This is a genomic window from Dyadobacter arcticus (genome assembly GCF_011762185.1).
In the GTDB taxonomy this organism is placed as follows: Bacteria; Bacteroidota; Bacteroidia; order Cytophagales; family Spirosomataceae; genus Dyadobacter; species Dyadobacter arcticus.
Window position 1 is genome coordinate 533,911 of the sequence record NZ_JAASQJ010000002.1, and the last position, 21,099, is coordinate 555,009.

Annotated in this window: 19 protein-coding genes; 8 read left to right on the plus strand and 11 right to left on the minus strand. The window is 45.1% G+C overall.

Annotated elements, in window-relative coordinates:
• Positions 1-43 precede the first annotated feature (43 nt).
• Positions 44-337 (plus strand): putative quinol monooxygenase, encoded by a 294-nt coding sequence (locus FHS68_RS10000; protein WP_167269618.1) that lies wholly within the window; start codon positions 44-46, stop codon positions 335-337.
• Between the two features lie 211 nt (positions 338-548).
• Positions 549-1,436 (plus strand): dienelactone hydrolase family protein, encoded by an 888-nt coding sequence (locus FHS68_RS10005; RefSeq protein ID WP_167269620.1) that lies wholly within the window; start codon positions 549-551, stop codon positions 1,434-1,436.
• Positions 1,437-1,444: 8 nt separating this feature from the next.
• Here the strand turns inward: FHS68_RS10005 and FHS68_RS10010 are convergent, their stop codons facing one another.
• Both FHS68_RS10010 and FHS68_RS10015 read right to left on the minus strand, forming a co-directional pair.
• Positions 1,445-2,176, minus strand: coding sequence for an OmpA family protein (locus FHS68_RS10010; protein ID WP_167269622.1), 732 nt, complete (start codon positions 2,174-2,176; stop codon positions 1,445-1,447).
• A 198-nt stretch (positions 2,177-2,374) separates the two neighbouring features.
• The gene (locus tag FHS68_RS10015; protein WP_167269624.1) at positions 2,375-2,626 is read right to left on the minus strand and encodes a hypothetical protein; all 252 of its coding nucleotides are present in this window, start codon (positions 2,624-2,626) and stop codon (positions 2,375-2,377) included.
• A 149-nt stretch (positions 2,627-2,775) separates the two neighbouring features.
• On the opposite strand from FHS68_RS10015, the gene FHS68_RS10020 reads away from it, so the two are divergent.
• A complete protein-coding gene (locus FHS68_RS10020) occupies positions 2,776-3,900 on the plus strand; it encodes an AI-2E family transporter (protein ID WP_167269626.1) in 1,125 nt (374 codons plus the stop codon).
• 27 nt (positions 3,901-3,927) lie between these two features.
• A complete protein-coding gene (locus FHS68_RS10025) occupies positions 3,928-4,725 on the plus strand; it encodes a transglutaminase domain-containing protein (RefSeq protein WP_229211841.1) in 798 nt (265 codons plus the stop codon).
• Here the strand turns inward: FHS68_RS10025 and FHS68_RS10030 are convergent.
• Both FHS68_RS10030 and FHS68_RS26240 read right to left on the minus strand, forming a co-directional pair.
• Positions 4,722-6,209 carry an alpha-amylase gene (locus FHS68_RS10030; RefSeq protein WP_167269630.1) on the minus strand — a complete coding sequence of 496 codons (1,488 nt, stop codon included), beginning with the start codon at positions 6,207-6,209 and terminating at the stop codon, positions 4,722-4,724. The two genes, FHS68_RS10025 and FHS68_RS10030, sit on opposite strands and share 4 nt — an antisense overlap.
• A 75-nt stretch (positions 6,210-6,284) precedes the next feature.
• Positions 6,285-6,935, minus strand: a complete 651-nt coding sequence (locus FHS68_RS26240) for a response regulator transcription factor (RefSeq protein WP_208408272.1) — start codon at positions 6,933-6,935, stop codon at positions 6,285-6,287.
• Positions 6,936-7,097: 162 nt separating this feature from the next.
• Here FHS68_RS26240 and FHS68_RS10040 point away from each other — a divergent pair, with 162 nt between their 5' ends.
• A complete protein-coding gene (locus FHS68_RS10040) occupies positions 7,098-7,379 on the plus strand; it encodes a hypothetical protein (protein ID WP_167269632.1) in 282 nt (93 codons plus the stop codon).
• 44 nt (positions 7,380-7,423) lie between these two features.
• On the opposite strand, the gene FHS68_RS10045 is transcribed toward FHS68_RS10040, so the two are convergent.
• Positions 7,424-7,699: a hypothetical protein gene (locus FHS68_RS10045; RefSeq protein ID WP_167269633.1), complete on the minus strand. Its 276-nt coding sequence runs from the start codon at positions 7,697-7,699 to the stop codon at positions 7,424-7,426.
• 152 nt (positions 7,700-7,851) lie between these two features.
• Positions 7,852-8,526 (minus strand): hypothetical protein, encoded by a 675-nt coding sequence (locus FHS68_RS10050; RefSeq protein WP_167269635.1) that lies wholly within the window; start codon positions 8,524-8,526, stop codon positions 7,852-7,854.
• 348 nt (positions 8,527-8,874) lie between these two features.
• Between FHS68_RS10050 and FHS68_RS10055 the strand changes: the two genes are divergently transcribed.
• The 3 genes from FHS68_RS10055 (at position 8,875) to FHS68_RS10065 (ending at position 11,934) form a co-directional block, all read left to right on the plus strand.
• Complete coding sequence (locus FHS68_RS10055; RefSeq protein WP_167269636.1) at positions 8,875-9,588, plus strand: T9SS type A sorting domain-containing protein; 714 nt, start codon at positions 8,875-8,877, stop codon at positions 9,586-9,588.
• A 5-nt stretch (positions 9,589-9,593) separates the two neighbouring features.
• A complete protein-coding gene (locus FHS68_RS10060; RefSeq protein ID WP_167269638.1) occupies positions 9,594-10,451 on the plus strand; it encodes a DUF8740 domain-containing protein in 858 nt (285 codons plus the stop codon).
• Between the two features lie 247 nt (positions 10,452-10,698).
• Positions 10,699-11,934, plus strand: a complete 1,236-nt coding sequence (locus FHS68_RS10065; RefSeq protein WP_167269647.1) for a PQQ-dependent sugar dehydrogenase — start codon at positions 10,699-10,701, stop codon at positions 11,932-11,934.
• A gap of 74 nt (positions 11,935-12,008) precedes the next feature.
• Here FHS68_RS10065 and FHS68_RS10070 read toward each other — a convergent pair whose 3' ends face one another.
• The 5 genes from FHS68_RS10070 to FHS68_RS10090 form a co-directional block, all read right to left on the minus strand.
• Positions 12,009-14,171, minus strand: coding sequence for an FN3 associated domain-containing protein (locus tag FHS68_RS10070; protein ID WP_167269649.1), 2,163 nt, complete (start codon positions 14,169-14,171; stop codon positions 12,009-12,011).
• Between the two features lie 35 nt (positions 14,172-14,206).
• The gene (locus FHS68_RS10075; RefSeq protein ID WP_167269651.1) at positions 14,207-15,667 is read right to left on the minus strand and encodes a DUF1501 domain-containing protein; all 1,461 of its coding nucleotides are present in this window, start codon (positions 15,665-15,667) and stop codon (positions 14,207-14,209) included.
• A 162-nt stretch (positions 15,668-15,829) separates the two neighbouring features.
• Positions 15,830-18,148 carry a PSD1 and planctomycete cytochrome C domain-containing protein gene (locus tag FHS68_RS10080; RefSeq protein ID WP_167269653.1) on the minus strand — a complete coding sequence of 773 codons (2,319 nt, stop codon included), beginning with the start codon at positions 18,146-18,148 and terminating at the stop codon, positions 15,830-15,832.
• A gap of 26 nt (positions 18,149-18,174) precedes the next feature.
• Positions 18,175-19,581, minus strand: coding sequence for a sugar porter family MFS transporter (locus FHS68_RS10085; protein ID WP_167269655.1), 1,407 nt, complete (start codon positions 19,579-19,581; stop codon positions 18,175-18,177).
• A gap of 43 nt (positions 19,582-19,624) precedes the next feature.
• A complete protein-coding gene (locus FHS68_RS10090) occupies positions 19,625-20,863 on the minus strand; it encodes an ROK family protein (protein WP_167269657.1) in 1,239 nt (412 codons plus the stop codon).
• Positions 20,864-21,099 lie beyond the last annotated feature (236 nt).

Genomic DNA, 21,099 nt, shown 5'->3' on the forward strand with positions numbered 1-21,099 from the left:
ATGCCAAAAACCAGTTAGATTTCACTTAAACCAAATAAACAGTATGGTCAAATTAGCAATTTTGGCACGGCTTGAGGCCAAGCCTGGTAAGGAGCAGGAAGTAGCCGACTTCATCGCAGGTGCACTTCCATTGGCTATGGAGGAAGAAGGGACCATCAACTGGTTTGCCTTGCAAATGGGCCCGTCAACATTCGGCATTTTTGACACTTTCGAAACGTCAGAAGCCAGAGCCGCACATTTGGGCGGCCAGATTGCAAAAGCGCTGATGGAACATGCGCCCGATTTGCTCTCAGCTGATCCCGTCATTGAGATGGTCGATCTGTTGGCGGTCAAGTAAAAGCATCTGAATACTACCCTTCACAATAATTGCAGTCAACAACAAGAAAAATGCATCCGCTTAAAGTTATAAAAAAGTCGCTCAACAATTTCTGGTCCCCCGGGCAGAACCCACGGCAATATTCGGCTCTGCTGCACAACGCAAGTAAATGACAGCACTTGGCCTCTTATCTGTATGTTTTCGGATCAAACAACCCAGACTAATCATCGACATGAGCGAAATCAAAAAAGAAGATATTAAACAGGAGGTTTTCGACCTATATGACGACTATGCACATAACCGGCTTGAAAGACGGGATTTTATGCAAAAATTATCGACTTATGCAGTGGGAGGGATCACGATCGCATCGCTGATGAGTTTTCTTATGCCTGATTATCATGGCGCAATCCAGGTTCCGGCCAATGATCCGCGGTTGAAATCGGACTATGTTACATACGAATCTCCAAAAGGTGGCGGAAAGATTAAAGCATTGCTTTCCGAGCCCGCGGATGCAAAAGGAAAATTGGGCGGAATTGTCATTGTCCACGAAAATCGTGGCCTCAACCCCCACATTGAAGATGTGGCCAGACGGGCCGCTCTCGCCGGTTTTATCTCAATTGCCCCGGATGCATTGACACCATTGGGAGGCTATCCCGGAAATGACGACGATGGCCGGGCCATGCAGAGCAAACGCGACAGAAATGAGATGCTGGAAGATTTTATAGCAGCATATGATTATCTGAAAAGCAATAAAGATTGCAACGGAAAAATCGGTGTGGTGGGCTTCTGCTTTGGCGGAGGCATAGCCAATTTAATGGCGGTCCGGATACCTGACTTAGCGGCATCAGTACCGTTTTACGGAGGTCAGCCACCGGTGGAGGATGTCCCCAAAATAAAAGCTCCACTCCTGATTCAATATGCAGAACTGGATACGCGCGTGAACGAAGGCTGGCCTGCTTATGAAGCAGCTTTAAAAGCAAATAAAAAGGAATATACGGCTTACGTATATCCGGAAGTGAACCATGGTTTCCATAATGACACGACGCCACGGTATGACAAAGCTGCCGCGGAACTTGCCTGGAAACGAACGATTGATTTTTTCACCGAAAAACTCAAATAAGTCACCGGTTAACGAACCTTAACCCGTACTTCCACACGTCTGTTGCGTTTCCTGTTCTCCTCACTATCATTTGGAGCGACGGGGACTTTGCTTCCAAATGCTCTGCTTTTTATTCTGGAAGAGGCTATCTGGCGCTTGGTCAGGTATTCCTTGATCATTTCCGCACGGTCACTGGAAAGTTCGAAGTTCTCGGCTGGGTCGCCTGTGCTGTCCGTATGTCCGGCAAGCTCAATGTCAAGCACTTCATGACTTGTCAAAAAGTCAGCTATCCGCTCTAATTCCATCGTCGATTTTGCTAACATGATCGCCTGACCCTGGTTGAAATAAAGTACCGATGTAATGTCTTCCGATAAAATGGCTTTTGGTGATTCCAAGTTATTACCCGGCGTTCGGGAGAGATAAAAAACTTCTGTTGAATTCATTTTGCCTGCTGAAATGGATTCATTTAAAGTCTCATATCCATCGGCATAGATGGTAATGTTACTTGTGTCTTTGGGAGGAATTTTAAATTTATAAACCTTATCCTCGAATGCAGGTACGATTTGCTTTCCAGGCTTTTGACCAACCACGATGATCGTCGCATTGACCGGCTGCAAGGTATGCTTATCCAGGACCCGGACAGTAACCCTGGTCCTGGATATTATAGGCCCATTAGGCGCATTTACCTTTGCAAAGTCCTGGCCAAAACCACTTATCCAGCAAAAAAATATCAGTAAACAAGCATACAGGATTGTCTTCATAAATATCTCAATGTTCTCGGTCCGCCTAAATAATATTGCTTATATATAAAGTTTTACAATATGCTAACTTACTCTAAGCTTTGAAAACTGACGAATGAAAACGATTGAATCGGTTTATAAACCAACCGGCGGCCCGACGATCATTGAGTCATAATCTTTATATAACTTTTGCATTGCCACCGTGTCGGTGCGCCCGTCTTAAGCTGCATCCGCCAGCACCAGACGGCTTGCGATATCCATTGGCCGGATATCAAATCCAAGTTTCTGGATTTTTTTCCAGAGATAATCTTCCACAATGCTGGTCAACAGATCATAGTTGTCAGCATTCGCCAATTCCTCATTCACTCTATGGATTTCTGAACTAAGCGCATTGAAGTAAAAATGCATGAGCCAATATCCCTTGATGTAATCCCGTAAATGAGCGGACAGTTGAAAGTAGGTGAAGATCATTAATTAAACTTGTTCTTAATCAAGCCTTTATTTACAAAGTTTAGGAATTTTTGTGAGTTTAAATGGTATAAAATCGGCATTACAATCTGGGTTTAAGAAAAAGGCACGTTATTTATAAATAAATACAAAGTGCCTTATCCTAACAAACCATGATAAAACTTTCCGAAAATCATCGAAGCATTAATTTGGCTGCATCTTTGCTAAGCCTGGTTTTGATCATTGCGCTTTTGTACGTCCTGCAAGGCGTGCTGGTGCCGTTGTTATTTTCCATACTTCTTGCGATTTCGTTGTTTCCAATTACACGTTTTTTCGAAAAATATAAGTTTAACCGCGTCTATGCCTCGCTGCTCTCGGTGCTGATTGCGATTGTGCTGATTGGAAGCCTTGTCTGGTTTATCATTCACCAGGTCATCGTGATCGGTGCAAACGGAAGTGATATTCAGGTGCGTTTCATGCACATTCTGGACACCATACAAAAATGGGTAACCATGCGTTTTGGGATCGAACAGGGGGAAATTACGAAACAGATTACTACTTTTTCCAACAGGGTTGTCGGCAATGCGGGTACCATTCTCAGTACTGCGTTTGGTTCTGTGGGCGGCATCCTAGCGAGTGTTGTGATCGTGCCATTGTTCACCTTCTTTTTGCTATACTACCGCGACTTTTTCCGTGAATTCTTTTTTCACGCATTTGCCTCGACATCCAAAGAATTGGTTAGCGAGGTGCTGGATAAGATTTACTATGTCGTGCAGAGTTATCTGGTCGGTCTGGTAACGGTGATGGGCATCGTTGCCATCCTAAACACGGTTGGGCTCCTTGTTTTGGGCATTCCCTACGCCTGGTTTTTTGGCATTCTGGCCTCACTTCTCATGCTGATCCCCTATATCGGGATTGCAATCGGCTCTATTTTGCCTGCCTTGTTTGCATTAGCGACCAAAGACAGCGTCTGGTATGCAGTTGGCGTTGTCGCCTGGTTCCAGATTGTCCAGTTTTTGGAAGGCAATTTCCTGACGCCCAACATTGTCGGCGGAAAAGTAAGCATCAATCCGCTGATGGCGCTGATCGGGCTTTTGTTAGGCGGCATGCTTTTCGGTGTGGCGGGATTGATCCTGGCCATTCCTATCACTGCTGTATTGAAAGTCATCTTCGACGCAATCCCTTCTATGAAAGCTTATGGCTTTCTGATAGGCGAACCTGAGCGTTATCACCTCAAACGCTTTTCCGGTAAGATCATCATGAAGAGGTGGAAGATTAATCAAGTAAAAAATTCGTAACCACAAACAAATCAACTTAATATGAAAATGAAAGGAAGGAGTGTAATCACTTATAGTGTTTATGCGCCTACAAATGTGACAACGATGCTGCGTCCGCGACGTCAGGATGGACAATCCATCATTCAAGAGGGTTTCCAGATTGAGCCTTCAGTCACTTTTTCCGAATTCACGGATATTTATGGCAACCCATGCCAGCGGGCGATCCTGCCACCAGGCACAGTGACCATTACCACGGAAGTACAGGCTCAGGTGAATGCTACCAAGCCCATCCCCAATCCTGTCCCTGAGTTTGTCATGATCGGCGATTTGCCCGACGAAGTAATGCATTACATCCTTCCAAGCAGGTACTGCCAGTCAGATCTGCCTGAAATTGGAAAGCTGGCGATGGATATAGCCGGAAACTTCAAGCCTGGTTATGATCAGGTCGAAGAAATCAGGAAATGGATCCATCAAAATGTGAAATACCAATATGGAACTACCGATTCGTTCACAACTGCTTTGGATATTGCAAGAAACAGGATCGGCGTATGCCGTGACTTTACGCATTTAGCGATTGCCCTTTGCCGTAACCTGAGCATCCCAACCCGTATGACCGTGGGATATCTGGACAAACTACAGGAAATGGATCTTCATGCCTGGTTTGAGGTATACATTGGCGGAGGTTGGTATACGTTCGATGCCGTACAACAACAAACAGAAGGTTATCGGATTGAGATAGCACATGGCCGGGATGCTGCGGATGTGGCTATGGTAACGCAATTCGGAAATGCGACATTGGACTCTTTGCATGTAGAAGTACAATTGCTTGAAGCGGAACCAGCTTAAACTGGTCTCGCCCACAAACTTACCGAACGACCACTGACACGGAATTCTGCATTACCATCTTCACGGACTGTAACAGGCTCTGTGTCAGGGTTCAGGTAATCCACAAAAGTGGCACCCGCGTGCTGCTCACCTATATACATGACTTTTGAAATTTCCGTGTGATTGGATATTAACACGGCGCATCCTGATTTTTCATGTTCCTCATCTCCCTGCCGGATCCAGCCGATGCAATTAATGTCATCGAAATAATCATGCTGGGCACCATAAGCCAGATGTTTTCTGGTGTGCAATAATATTTCCAATGCCTCAAGCTTTTCTAATGTGATTTCATGTTCCTGCTCATCCCTACCGACATCCCGATATTTGGAACCATAGAGATCTGTGTAAAAAATACATGGATAACCCGCTTCTCTTAGCAAAATAATCGCATACGCAATCGGCCGGAACCAAGGTTCAACTGTTTGTTCCAAAGACTGTAAGGGTTGTGTGTCGTGATTTTCAACCAGGGTTACCGCCAGTTCCGGCATTGCCTGAACGAGTGTGTTATCCAGTATCGTCCGGAGGTCATAATGCTCGTTTTCTTTGGATGCCCTGAAAAAATTGCCTTGTAAAGGCGCATCAAATAGGGACATTCGTTTGTCTGTTGCATCAATGTATGCAAGCATGGAACCCAGATCATAAGGTGCCCAATATTCTCCGACGGCATAAAACTCCTTTTGGTATTTTGCTCTCAGATGATCAAGCCATTCGTTGAAAAATGCAGGATCCATATGTTTTATAGCGTCCAGCCGGAAACCGTCACAGTTAACTGTCTCGATAAACCACTCTCCCCAATTTTTAAGCTCCTGCCGCACATGCGGGTTTCGGAATTCAATATCCGACAGCATCAGGTAATCGTAGTTTCCGTTTTCCAGGTCAAGTACATTCTGCCAGCCATCACCATATTCGTTCTGGATGCTATAAATGGCGTTTTGCTCACTTGATGCATTATAATCCACACCTGAAAAGCATTGATAATCCCAGACAAACTTCGAGTACTGGCCTCCCCTGCCCGGAAACGTAAATTTGGTATAGGCCTTAATTTCGAAAGTATCGCTCACGAACTCATTCCGATTCTCAGGCGTAACCTCTTTTACAGGAATGATCTCCGTTTCGTCCGCGCCTCCCATATGATTGAGGACAATGTCACAATACACCTGCATACCAACTTCCCTGCCGGCAGCAATGGCCTCGATAAGCTCCTGTTTAGTTCCGTATTTTGTTCTTACTGAACCCTTTTGATCAAATTCCCCCAGATCGTATAAATCATAAGAATCATATCCTTGTGAATTGGCCCCGTCCATGCCTTTGTGCGCCGGAGGCAGCCAGACTGAATCAAATCCCATATTTTTCAGACGGGTCGCCTCATTTTTGAAATGCCGCCAAAGACTTCCATCCGCGGGATAATACCATTCAAAAAATTGGAGCATTGTAAAATTTTCCATATAAAGCCAAAAGTGCTGCGGGATTTAATGCAGCCGTTTTCGAACTTAAAAAATTATACCGAGGTGTTTGGTAGGTCAAACTATATGATGCTTCACCGCATACAATACCAATCCCACGGTCCCCTTCACACCCAGTTTCTGGATCAGGTCTCTTCGGTGGGATTCGGCGGTGGGGAGGCTGATAAACAGCTTAGTAGCAATTTCACTGGTGGAGAATTCCCTAGCGATCAGGTGCAATACTTCGAGTTCGCGGGTGGTTAATTTGGATATTTTGTCGGGAATTTCGGAACCACGGTCTTGTTTGAGCGTGTCGGCCAGGCCAAAAACAACGTGTTCGCTAAAAAACTTCTTCCCGGACCCCAGGGTCGAAATTGCGAAACACAATTCTGCCCTGTCTGCATTCTTTAAGATATAGCCTGTGGTACCAGCAGCAATGGCTTCCCTGATTTGAACGGGATCGTCGACCATGGTCAGGATAAGGATTTTTAATGAAGGAAATTCCTTTCTGGCTTTCAGGCACAGCTCAATACCCGTCATCCCCGGCATTTTCAGGTCGGTGATCAGGATATCCACCTCATTTTCCTTCAAAAACTGCAAAGCCTGTTTGCCCGAACTTACCATTCCTACAATCTCAAAACCAGAATCCGTCGATAGTAACAAAGAAAGGCTTTCCAGCACAATCTTATGGTCGTCAACCAGTAACAGACGAATAGGTTGTGACGTCATAAAGCCGGGTTCTGGGTTAGATCTGTTTGTAAAATAGCAATGGTTTACTCCATTTCAAAATTCAAAAATCCGTAGAAATATCTATATGATGGAAACCATGGATAAGCCTCAAAAAACCCTGATTTTGATACTCCCAGGGTTTTATGTTGCTGGGTACCAAAGATGGCATCAATCGCTTCGACGGAAAGAACATTACGATTTACCGGTCGGGCCTTACCTGACAATCAACCAATGTGCTGGGCATTGCAGAAGAAAGTGCGTCGGATTTGTGGGTGGGTTAACACGAATGGTTTTACCAATAGTCCCTGGCTGCTTATTTCGCTTGTAAATTCCAATTTTAATTTTCGTGAAAGCGAATTGATGGCATTACTGTTAAAACTGGAAGGACAACATTCGCTGACCGACCGTGCAAGGGAATTAATCAGAATTCCTATAAAAAATTAAATGGTATTCTCTTGTTTTAGTATTTACCTACAATCACCCCCTTCTCATGATTGCAGGGATAGGTGACTGGACAACTGATCAATGAGCTGATTTGCTTCATAGTCGTACTGCTGCTCGTTCAGTTTTCCTTGCTTATATAAGACTAATAACCTGTCAAGATCGGCCTCAATGTGATGACGGTTCCGCTGTATTGGTATCGGACGGTGCTTGCGGCGAACTCTCCGTCTGCGTTTCGGCCTGAATAAGTATTCGATGACATGGCTCACTAAAAAGCAGCAGATGCCCACGAACAGCACAAATAAAAGATCCAGGAGTATCATCGCATACAAGGTTGACCGATCAAAGGCAAACATACCTTTTTTAACCATTCCAGAAGCATTCTAGACCTCAAATTCTACCCGGAATTTCTGATAAACAAATTAAATACCCTATTTCTTAACGCACCCAAATGACAGAACAGCAACCTCAACCCCTACTCGACAATGTCCGGCTGAGCCTCCGTTTCGAAACTGTCCGCATATTTTATGTCATCAAGCCAATAGGATGAGCTGACGATATCATAAGTCACAGAAGTATCATCACTGGAAACAGTGTCCAATTTCCATAAAATATCTTTCGCCTCTTCAAATGTTGCACCTTTCAACTTTTCTGAGAAAAGACGGTTAACAAGGCTGCTTTCAGACATTCCAGCCACCAATGCCCTTACCAGCGGCGCCTCGGGATCTTCATTGAAAATGCTCAGGTCCCCATTAATTTGCGCCTGAAAATGAACCGCTTCGCCACGCGGGAATTTTCCATTGAATGCTTCATACAACAACTGTGTGGCACGAAACAAATCTGGATGAAGCGATAATTCAGGATATTCCTCCCAAAGCTTTTCGGTAAGAATTTCATGAGATAAGTTTTCAATCTGCCCCTCGGTTAGCCGGTCCTCAATAACATAAGACAATACAATTTTGGACGCTTTTTCTGGCTCAAAATCGGTTAAGGCCATCATGCACATTTCTTTGATCTCGGCATCCTTGATTTCCTCCGGATTATCAAAATCCATGGCATTAAGGAGATTAATGTAGTCGCTTTTAGACCACGAACCGGGCAATTCACTGATATGTTCAAAGGACAATATCTTAACTTCAAGTAAGCTCATAAATAATCTCAAAAGGATGTAATGCAGAATATTCTGTAATGGAATTGATATGTGCGGTACAGTAAAAGCATGCCAGGGGGGTTGTGATACTAAGATTTGCCTATAAAATTAGAGTAGATTTTAGAAGGATTTGGGGTGTATGTTTGAATTCTATAAACGCCCAAAAAATAGCACCAGACCGCTGAATAATTAAGGGAGCCGCATAATCAATGGTTTACACTAAGTTTCTACACATTCAACAATTTCGAGATATTAAATCTGCCAATTCACCTGCTGGAACTAAGAGTGGAATCTAAACAAAATAATGTTTGCCTTAAATTTGCTCTCTGTTTAGCGGTTATGCTTGCTTTGGGTAATTTAACAGCCGAGGCCCAACAAGGCTTTGTTTCATCCGGCGGTACCGCATCCGGAGTTAACGGTAGTGTAACCTTTTCAATAGGGCAACCTTTCTTCAGCACCAGCACCGGAGGCACAGGGACTGTTAACCAGGGCCTACAACAACCTCCAATCAGCGAAAGTGAACTCCCAGTAACCCTTGTTCTTTTTGAAGCTTCTCCGGTGAACCATGACAAAGTCCTAATTCACTGGGAGACAGCAAATGAATTCAGCAACGACTTTTTTACAGTTGAAAGGAGTAATAACGGTTCTGTTTTCGAAGAGGCAACTCGGTTACAGTCTGGTGAAAATAGCGATAAGCTTCAAAAATACAGCTGGACAGACCTTAAGCCCTACCCCGGTATCAATTACTACCGGCTCAAACAGACCGACTTTGATCAAACGTTTACCTACTCTCGTATACTGGCTGTTAAAATAAATCAGAGTTTGACCTCTATTCAGATCTATCCAAATCCTGTCAGCGACAATCTCAATATAAAAGGCGGACCTGACGACGGGCAAGTAATTTTTTACAGCATATTCGATCTAAATGGCAGGGTCATTGAGGAAAAACAGCTTCCGCGCGGCCATAATCAGATCGATTTTTCAGGGTTCGGTCCCGCAGTATATCTTTTGCAAATTATCAACGGCAACGATTTCAAAGAATTTAAAATCATAAAAAATTAAGGCACATGCAAACAACACTAAGACTAACAGGCACTACTCTCACACTTATCATATTGATCAATCTTTCCCTCTTCGCACAGGCGCCGGAAAAAATGAGCTATCAGGCGGTGGTTCGGGGCGCAACTGGCGATTTGGTTACCAATAAAACGGTGGGGGTGAGAATCAGTATCTTACAAGGTTCTGTGACCGGCGACGCCGTTTATGTAGAAACCCACATGCCCACTACGAATGCCAACGGGCTCGTTAGCTTAGTCATCGGCACTGGAACCATAGTTAACGGTTCCTTTCCCGCAATCAACTGGGCTCCTTCTCTGAACAATAGTATAGCCGGTCCATTTTTTGTTAGAAGTGAAACGGATCCATCTGGAGGAAATAACTATACCATTTCAGGAACGAACCAATTATTAAGTGTGCCCTATGCACTTCATGCAAAGACGGCAACCACTACGTCATTGGCCTTCGGACATTTTTACACCCAGGCAAGTGTTGGTGATATGTCGGTCCTGCCGCGCGCGAACATCAATTTTTTTAACAGCCTTCCGAATAACACCAATATTGACCGGAATTTCTTCGGCCATTTCTACCTGAGTAATCCTGGCACATATCAGGTTCTCTTCAAAGTAAACACTGTTGGCCAAGGTGCGGTTATTCTCACTATCAATGAAGTAGAATTGCCTTACACACGGGTAGCAAGCTCACCAGGTAGCTCCGAACTTATCGGAATAGCGCAAATTACTACTGTAACTGAAGGTGGTCGCCTTGCGCTGATTAATGCTTCCTTTAATTCAGCTTTGACCGTTGCCGGATATGACGTTGATGGAAACGAGATCATTTCGAGCATAACGGTGACCCAGATTCATTAAATTTACAAATCAGAAATTTACGTACTTTGGTTTACTCAATTATTCCAAACAAAATTCCCGATTATGAAAATGAATTCCTTATTGACCCAATTCAAAAACTTCCTAAAAGATGTGTTCAAAGGCAGCGTTAAGGTTGATGTAGTTTAAAATCATGCTGACATCTTACTGGTGAGGGGATTAGGTTTGGCAATGCAATAGGTAAGCTATATTTGCCATTATCTGATATGAACTCTTAACCTTTTTACCAATGACAAAAAGTATTCTGCTAACCCTAGCTGTGGCGGCTTTTGCTTTTGCTTCCTGCCAGAAAAAGAACTCGGAAACTTCTGATGTTTCACAAACAGACAGCACCACAACCGGTCCCGTTGAAACCCAAAAGGCCAATTCGGATTACAAACCTGCATTTGAAGGCCAGACAAGGATCGAACGTGTCAAATCGGCGACTGCTTACCAAGGGAAAGTTTTATTCAGTGACCTTAAAAATCCCTGGGGCATTACAGCCCTTCCGGATGGCCGCCTGATCATTACTGAAAAAGCGGGTACTATGCGGATAGCAACAACTGCCGGTGTGGTAAGTGCCCCGATTACCGGCATTCCCACCGTCAATGCCGAAGGGCAAGGCGGCTTACTGGGCATCCGCGTTGATCCCGAATTTGAGAAAAATAGAATGGTATACTGGGTATTTGCAGAAGCCCGGCCCGGCGGCAACCTGACTGCGGTTGCAAAAGGAAAACTTTCCACCGACGAAAAGAAAATTGAAGGAGTAACCGTCATTTACCGCGCTACACCAGCATTTCCAAGTAACCTTCACTATGGTGGACGCATTCTTTTTGATAAAAATGGCGACCTCATCATCAGTACCGGCGAACGTTCAGATACAATCTCGCGTCCACAGGCCCAACAACTGAATTCCAGCCTGGGAAAAGTGGTCCGCATTACAAAGGAAGGCAAACCTGTTGCAGGTAATCCATTTGAAGGCAAAGCGGGTGCGAAGCCGGAACTGTATTCCTATGGACACCGGAATGTTCAAGGTCTTGCATTTCACCCAGTTTCAGGCGATTTATGGGAAGTTGAGTTTGGCCCGAGAGGCGGCGATGAATTGAACCGTATTGAACCAGGCAAAAACTACGGCTGGCCGACCATTACCTATGGTATAGAATACAGCGGCAAGAAAATGGGAGATTCTATTCAGGTGAAGGAAGGTATGGAACAGCCGGTTTATTATTGGGACCCTGTGGTTTCGCCGAGCGGTATTACATTTTACAGCAGCGACAGCATTCCTGAATGGAAAAACAACCTTTTTATCGGCGGATTGAGCAGCATGCACATTGCCAGGCTTGTGATCGAAAACAACAAGGTAGTCGGTGAAGAAAGACTCCTTTCCGGCGAAGGCCAGCGTTTCCGGGACGTTACCCAGGGCAAAGACGGTGCATTATATGCCGTGACCGATCAGGGCAAGCTTTATCGCGTTTATAAAAAGTAGAAAGGGGGCGTGGTCCTAGAGATAGAATAGCTATTTCAATGCATCGCAGATGAGTTTCAAATTGTCAATAGCACTCAATTCACAATAGCCTCATCAATAAACACCCAGGCTTTTTGTCCTTTGCCTCCATGCCAGGCCGGCAATTTTCCTAAAGGTTTTGCGACCAATTTGATGCAGCTCAGTTCTTGAGGTTCGAACGAAGCTTCGTAAACGAGGTTTACAGCGCCAGGCATATCTTTTGTTGGCACCTCAGGGGTGATTACTTTTAATAGTTTAAGGGATTTCTCATTGGGTCCTCCCCAAACTTCTAATCGGGTCGGAGGAAAAATAGAGCTTCCTATGCTCCGCAGCATACTGAATGTAACATTGCTGGCCTTTACGGGTTTATTGAAGAAGAGGTAGCTTTGAAAATCATTTTCAACATATCCCAGCCAAGTCCCGCTGACCCGCTCGGTATCTCCTACCTTGCCGTCGGAAAGCGATTCCGCGCCCTTGCCTTTGTATCGTGAGTCCACCGGTGTGATCAGCCGCACACTGTCGATCGGATAACCCGCTTTGAAAAAGTACTTGTCCACACCTTTACTACCATACCAACCAGTCCGAAATGCCCTTGCTTTCAGGTCGACGTTTTTGGTGATGGCAATTGGTTTGTCGTATATTAAGGATTGTACGCTATCTGGCTCGCTGCCATCAAGCGTATAGCGAATGACGGTCCCATTGATCTGGTGTTTCATGGAAACCGTTTCGTCTTTGGTAATGAGTTGTTTTTCGGTAACGATGATGGGTGGGTTAAGCGGGAGAATCAGGGTATCGCTCCGGAAACCTGTTTCAAAAGTAATTTTCTGACCCTTTTTCAATGTGGCAAGTTCGTCGGTACTCAGGCCGGTATTCCAGATATATACCCTTTTTAGGGACTTAATGCCTTCCAGCGACTTTACCTGCGCCATCTTTACCCCCGTACCGCTCAATGATAATTCCCTGAGTTTACTGAGATTTTTCAGCTCATTTAATGTAGCGCCGGTAATGTCCGTAAAATTCAGGATCACCTTACGAAGCTCAGGAAATCCGGCGAGGGTTTTCAAGTCTTCATCTTTCACTGGCATTTTGCTCAGGTCCATCGAGACGATCTGATCCTTCAATGGAATTAGACCGGCAATTTCTTCGCTCTTAAAATTTGCCCGGTTGTAAAAATTCACATACAATGCCGGGGAACCCGCAGACAAGGGTTTGATGAGGCGATAAGTGGTGTTCAGCTTTTTGATCTCATCCGGATCGGCCGCACTGAAATCGTATTGCTCTTCGGTACGGTCACCGCCCAAGACGTTTTGCGCATACGTATACACAGGGTTTTGCGGAGATAGCGAGCTCACTAGTTGATCGAATCGGGGTCCGCTTTTCACCCAGGCTGCCAGTAATACCAATTCTTCCTCTGTCAGCTGCACTTTTCCACGTGGCGGCATGTGTTTCTTATCGTCCAGCGGTAAATGCAGGCGACCGATCAACAATCCCAGATCGGCTTTGGTAGTATCCCAAAGAACTCCTCCCTTACCACCTTTGGTAAGTAAAGCCTGGGTCTGCATTTGCAAGTTTCCTTTGGATTTTTCCTCATTATGGCATGAAAGACATTTCTGCTCCAGAACCGGTCTAACCAGGTTGTCATATACCTTGGCTTCCTCAAACGCTACTTTTGGGGTTTCGTCAACCGATGGTCCAAGAGGTGACATTAAAAAGTCTTCCCCGTGGGTCAGATTCCCGCCAAGGTGTCCACCCACAAAAAGCAATACCAGGAATACACCCGCGACTGCTTTTGAAGATAACTTCCAGGGCGCCAGATACTTTCTGGATGCATACCAGATCAAACTGGTCAGTGAGATGGCAACGCCAAGCCATTTATGCCACTGTAACGTATCCGATTCATAACCATCCTCTTTCGACAACACGAACCCAGAAAATGCTGCGACAGCCGCAGTAAACGTACCGATGATCAATAAACTTTCTCCAAGCTCCGCATTCCATCGGGTCGAGTCCGGCTTTTCGATTATCACAACCCATAAGCTGTAAAGGATCAGGACTACGAGCGGAAAATGTAAAACCAGCGGGTGCATCCTGCCCACCGACTGCATCCAGAAAGGGACGGAAAAACGACTTTCAAAAAGCAAAAGAAATATCAGTAAGCCGTTCAGGAAGAAGGCTAAATTGTAAATCAGCTCTTTCCAGTCTGAAAAATATCTGCGCACTTGATGAGAGGTTAGTTTTTGAATTTTTCTTGCCATTAGGCAATAAGTCCCTTCACTAGCTTACCAGCCACATCCGTAAGCCGATACCGGCGTCCCTGATGTTTGAAAATGAGTTTTTCGTGATCGAGGCCAAGCTGATTCAGTATGGTCGCGTGAAAGTCGTGGACATGCACGGGATCTTTCACAATATTGTATCCAAACTCATCGGTTTCACCGTAGACAATCCCGGGCTTTACGCCGCCGCCAGCCATCCAGACAGTAAATGCCCTCGGGTGATGATCACGGCCATAATTATCTTTTGTAAGCGTTCCCTGGCAATAGTTGGTACGCCCAAACTCGCCGCCCCAGATCACCAAAGTTTCATCCAGCAATCCACGTTGTTTTAGATCTGTTATAAGCGCAGCAGAAGCCTGATCCACATCAAGACATTGGCCTCTAATTTCCGTTGGCAGCCCGCCATGACTATCCCAGCCCTGATGATAGAGCTGCACAAAACGCACACCCTGCTCGGAAAGCTTCCGGGCTAAAAGGCAATTAGCCGCATAAGTTCCTGGTACAAGACATTCCGGACCATACATTTTCACAATCGATTCGGGCTCCTTGGTCATATCCGTGATTTCCGGCACTGCAGTTTGCATACGGAATGCCATTTCGTACTGCTGCACTTTGGCAGTTATTTCCGGATCACCAAAATCATTAAATGTCCCCTGGTTTAGTTCCGCAAGATTATCTAGCATTTCGCGGCGCTGCGTCCGGTCCATACCATCCGGATCATTAAGATACAGAACCGGGTTTTCGCCGCTGCTGAACTGGACGCCCTGATGTACCGAATCCAGGAAGCCGTTTGTCCAGAGTTTGGAATATACCCCTTGTCCATTCCCTTTTCCGCGTGATAACAGCACGCAAAAACCAGGAAGGTTCTGATTTTCACTTCCCAAGCCATAACTCAGCCAGGAACCGAAACTAGGCCTGTTGCCAACCTGTGCGCCTGTCTGAAAGAACGTGAGCGCAGGGTCATGGTTAATTGCTTCTGTGTTGAGCGTTTTAATGATGCAAAGATCATCTGCAATGCTGGCCATATGTGGCAGCAGCTCGCTCATCCATGCACCACTTTTTCCGTGCTGCTTAAAGTTAAATATCGAACCAGCAAGAGGAAACTTTGCCTGATTCGCCGTCATACCCGTCAACCGCTGGCCGCCACGAATGGATTCCGGCAGGTCTTCACCATGCATTTTGTTAAGCATGGGTTTGTAATCAAACAGATCCAACTGCGACGGCGCACCGTTTTGGAACAGATAAATCACCCGCTTGGCCTTTGGTGCAAAGTGCGGCAATCCCGCCATCAACTCTTCTACATCACCCTCTCCGCCGCCACCTTTGAAAAGGTTAGGTATCAAAAGCGACCCCAAAGCAGCACTTCCAAGCCCAAGACTCATCTTGGACAAAAAGTGCCTGCGGGTTGTATTCATTCCATGATCAAATATTGGCTTTTCCATGTTTTTGAACTTTTGGCTATTAGCTGTTAGCGATTAGCTGTTAGCTTTTAATTTTTTTATTAAATATTCGTCTCAATTCTAGTTTTAAATTCTGTCGCTGCGGTTTAGGCCGATTTTATTAAAAGCTAATAGCTAATAGCTAATAGCTTAAGAGCTTAAAATCTAGCTCTTCGTAATCGTCTCTTCCATATTGTACAAAGCATTGATCACCCGCATCAGGGCGGCGGCTTGTACTTCATTGGTCTTCGGCTCGTGTGGGTACTCTCCTATATTCAATACTCTAAAAGCCAACTTTTTATCCTTTGAAAACATCGATGCTTCTTTATTGTAATAGTCTGTCAGCAGCTTTATTTCCTTATCCGTCGGGGCGCGGCAAACGATTTTTTGAAAGGATGTTTTAATGTTGGTTTCCACATTTGTCGATTTCACGATCAGGCGTTCTGCGAGTACCCTGGACGCCTCCAGCACCGTCGGGTCGTTCAGCATCACGAGCGCTTGCAACGGCGTGTTTGTTTTGGAGCGTTTGATCTCGCAATGGTCTCTGTTGCTGGCGTCGAAAATAATCATGGAAGGTGGCGGCACTGTCAGTTTAATGAAAGTATACATTCCTCTCCGGTACAGCGCTTCACCTTTGTCCTGCTGGTAAGTCCTCAGCGTTCCGCGACCCGATGTGGCAGCCTCCCAAAGTCCTTTTGGCTGGTAAGGTTTCACACTAGGCCCACCGATTTTTGGATTCAATAACCCACTGGTAGATAATACCATATCCCGTACAAGCTCGGCTGGCAAGCGATAACGAGGACTGTGTGAGAGATAAATATTGTCGGGATCTGCTTTCATTTTTTCCTCTGTGATCTTTGCCGACTGACGGTACGTCGCTGAGGTCACAACCTGCTTCACGAGTCTTTTAATGTCCCAGCCATGATTCATAAAATCTACCGCAAGCCAGTCCAGCAATGCTGGGTTTGTTGGCAAGTCACCCTGCATTCCAAAGTCACCGGTTGTTTTTACAATGCCTCGACCGAAGAATTCCTGCCAGATCTGGTTTACAAAAACCCTAGCTGTCAAGGGATTGCTTTTGCTGGTCGTCCATTTAGCAAGTCCTAGTCTCGTTTGGGGAAGTTTTACAGTGTCAAATTTCATGACCGCTGGCAGTGCCGCCGCAGTAACTACCTTCCCGGGTGCATCATACACTCCACGATTAAGGATATGTGTGGGCCGGAGCGTGTCCAGGTCACCCAACACGGAAACCATCAGCCTACTCGTATCCGGTCGGTTGATGAATGAAAGCAATGATTTTGCTTCCTCATCTGAAATCGTCATGACCGGCATTTTGGCAGGTTTTGTTTGAGAAATATCTCCTTCAAAACCTTTCTCTTTGGAGTTATTAAAAAAAGCAAACATCCGGTAATAATCCTCCTGCGAAATCGGGTCATATTTGTGATCATGGCATTGTGCACATTCCACGGTAAGTCCCAATACGCCCGTACTGAATGTTTTGGTTTTATCAATGTTGTATTCAATGCGGTACTCTTCCGGGATTACCCCGCCTTCTTCTGTGTATTTATGGTTGCGGAAAAATGCCGTTGCCAGAATTTGCTCTTTATTCGCATTGGGCAGCATATCCCCGGCTACCTGCCACGACAAAAACTGATCATAAGATAAGTTCTTATTAAACGCGTTAATCAGCCAGTCGCGCCACGGCCATTGGGTCCTCACTTCATCATCCTGATATCCATATGAATCCGCATACCGCGCTACATCCAGCCAGTAAATCGCCATTTTTTCGCCATATGTCTTTTGAGCAAGCAGTTCATCCACAATTTTTTCGTAGGCTTTATCGCTTCCGTCGGCTTCAAACTTCTTTTGCATTTCCAATGACGGCGGCAAACCGGTGAGGTCTAGCGCTGCTCTTTTCAGCAAATGACTTTTGTCCGCTTCTTCGTTCGGCGCCAGTCCTACCCCTTCCATTTTCTTCAATACAAAATGGTCGATTGCGTTTTTGGGCCAGTCGGTATTCGATACTTCCGGAACGGCTGGCAAAACCGGGGTTGTAAAAGCCCAGTGTTTTTCATATTTGGCGCCCTGCTCGATCCAGGTGCGAACGAGGCCGATTTCCGTTTCATTCAAAAGCCCTAAATGTGACTCAGGCGTCGGCATTTGGTAGTATGGATCTACCGAGGTGATCCTTTTATAAACCTCCGATTGCTCGGGTTTGCCTGGGAAGATCGCAAAACCCTTGCCTTCTTTCAATTTGGCATAGGCGCTCTCCGCCATGTCGAGCCTCAAACCCGCTTCCCGCTTCTTTGCATCGGGGCCATGGCAAGCATAACATTTGTCCGACAGGATCGGGCGGATTTCAAAATTATAACTCACAGGCTCATTGCCGGATCGTTTCAACGTCCCGTTCTTTTGAAAACAGGAAACGACCAGTAATGTAATTGCGCCAGCTATCGCGGCAAGAAATAAGAACTGCTTTTTCATTTTTGATACTTTGTTAACACAACACTTCAAACCTTCACTTCACTAATTACACTGCCCGAATTTAAGGCCTGCTCAATTTCTTCCAGCCTTTTCCCTTTCGTTTCAAACAATTTCATTTTGGCATATACATAGGAACAGACGCAAAAGAAAGAGAACACAAAAAACGTATTTGCAATCCCTAATCCATCCCGCATGATTGGAAATAATAAATTGACGATCCAATCAGAAACCCACATGGTCATAATGCAGATCGACAATGCAGTTCCCCTGATATGCATGGGAAAAACCTCGGTCGCGATTACGAATTTCAACGGCCCGAGCGAAAATGCGAAAAACAAGAGGAACAACATGATACAGAACAACATACCCCATCCATTGACATTATACATAAAACAAATGCCAGTTAATGCCAGTGCCACCGCCGCCCAGAATGACCCGATCAAATACAGCGACCTGCGTCCCCAGGTATCCACTTTCCAAATGGCGATCAATGTAAAAAGCATGCTTGCCGTCCCCAGCATGACCTGGTAAAGCAATGCATCGCTGGTAACAATCCCTGCCGATTTCAAAATGGTTGGACCGTAAAAAATAACGCCATTAATACCACTGAATTGGGATAAGGCTGTCAATATCATGGTCATCACTAACAATCCGCGTAACGGGAATTGCATTAATTCTTTCAAACCGCCTGATTTTTGAGCAGCTACTTCTTTGATCGCTTCCAGTTCGAAACGCCCGCCTTCTTCACCGCTTATTTTTACCAAGATGTCCAATGCCTCCTCATTCCGGCCGTTCTTTACAAGCCAGCGCGGGCTTTCAGGTACAATCATTAATAAAAAGCAAAACAGCGACGCAGGGATCACGCTCACGAAAAACATACCACGCCATACTTCTTCTGCAAACAACCAATGTACTAACCCGCTTCCGGTCCCCAAATGCGCGACCGCATATCGCTGCAAAAACAAATTACTCAAATAAGCCGCCAGTACGCCGACGGTAATAGCAAGCTGATAAAAAGTCACTAATCCTCCCCGCTTTCGGGCCGGTGCGATTTCAGAAATGTAGAGCGGCGACACATTAGAGGCTACTCCCACACCCACACCGGCGAGTATTCTAAATATAATAAGAATTGTGTATGTTCCTGAGAATGAAAATCCAATAGCACTTACAAAAAATAAAGCTGCGGCAACAAAAAGGACTTTTTTCCTTCCTATCCTATCACTCAGGTATCCTGAAAAGGCAACTCCGGCAATACACCCCAGCAATGCGAATGAAACAAATAAACCTTCTTCCGCAGCCGATAAACCGTACTGCGTCCTTACCGGCTCGATGATACCGCTCACGACTGCCATATCAAACCCAAACAAAAATCCTCCCAGCGCCGCTATGAGCGTGATAAGGGAAATAAAATGTTTTACAGGTTTTGTTTGCAAGGCACGTTAGTTTAAACTTCCCTTTTCCGCCACACTCATTATATTAGGCCAAATTCACTTTTTGGGCCAGGTTCAGATGGACCAATTTCCCTTCCCATTTGCTTAACGCAGCCCCAGTCCCATAAACAATGCATAAATCCACTGCAGGGTCCGGACGCAGCATATTTATCTTTTTATCATCAAAAACGCGGTACGGGTTTTCATTGCCCATGCGGCAGGAATTGATATCATACCAAAAGACACGCTTGCCCTTTTCAATCAATTCAAGATGCAGCTCATGCCGGAAAGCTTCCCAGGATACAATTCCCTCGCCATCGATCACCGCAACTTTTTCATCGGACAGTCTTTCTGCCAATGAAAGAATATCGTATTCGGCGGCATGATTCAAGTAAGTAATATCGTCATGCACAACGCCATTTTCCTGCTTTGCCAGATAGGCCGCTCCTGTTAAGATGCATTCCTCGGTGTCTTCGCAAAAAGTGATGTTCACATGACCAGGTAATTGCCTTTTTAACGATGCGATGAATCGTAGATTGGCCCTGGAAATATTTCCGCCAATGACCAATTCGTCGCATTCAAATTTTTGTAGCCATGGCAAGAGAAACGAGCCAAGATTCGCCCCAAATTCATTGAAAATGTTTGTCGATAGATCCGAATTCAGTTTAGCCAGTTCCTCTACACCACTAATCTCGCAACCCGTAGCCTGCTGGTATGTTTTGTGAAACCAACGCGTTGAAAAATAGTCGTCCGCAATTGCGCTTCTGAACGGTTCATTGTAGAATGCCCCTATCTCTGGCAATGCAGGATGATGTGAGACCAGCATTCCATTCTCCATGAATGCAGATCCAAACCCGGTTCCCAATGTAAGAAAAACAGCCCGCTCGCCGCTTAGCCTGGTTCGGGCATAAGCCCCAACGGCAAAGCAATGCGCATCATTTGAAAACCGGAATAGCGTGTTTTGTAGTCCGGTGGCGTCTTTCAATGCCTGTTTCAGGTGAATACCAAATGTCTGCTCAAATTTTCCACCCACATTGCGGATGGTACTAACTCCTTTTTCATAATCGAACGGGCCGGGAAATGCAATACCAACCTCCGCAACCAAAGTCCCATCATTTAATATCTCCCTGACGCAATTACTGATCGCCTCTATTATTTTAAAAGCGGTATCAAAACTATCAATGCCCTTTCTTAACAAACGCAGCGGTTGTTTACCCGGAGCCGACAGATCAATGACACTTGCCGTGACATGACTTCCACCGATATCCAACCCCAAACTCACCATATAAACGTCCCAGATTTACAAAATCCAATACTATGTATTATATGTTCAAATATACCATTATATCATTAGGGCACCAAAAAATAGCATTAATACGATATTAAAACTAACTCAAAATACTCATCTAAAAAGCTTACTATCAATACTATACATTAAAAATATGAACTAAAATACGCCGAAAATCTATCCAAAACCCTACATCCAAAATTCAAAAAATCGTCAAAATAAACATTACATGT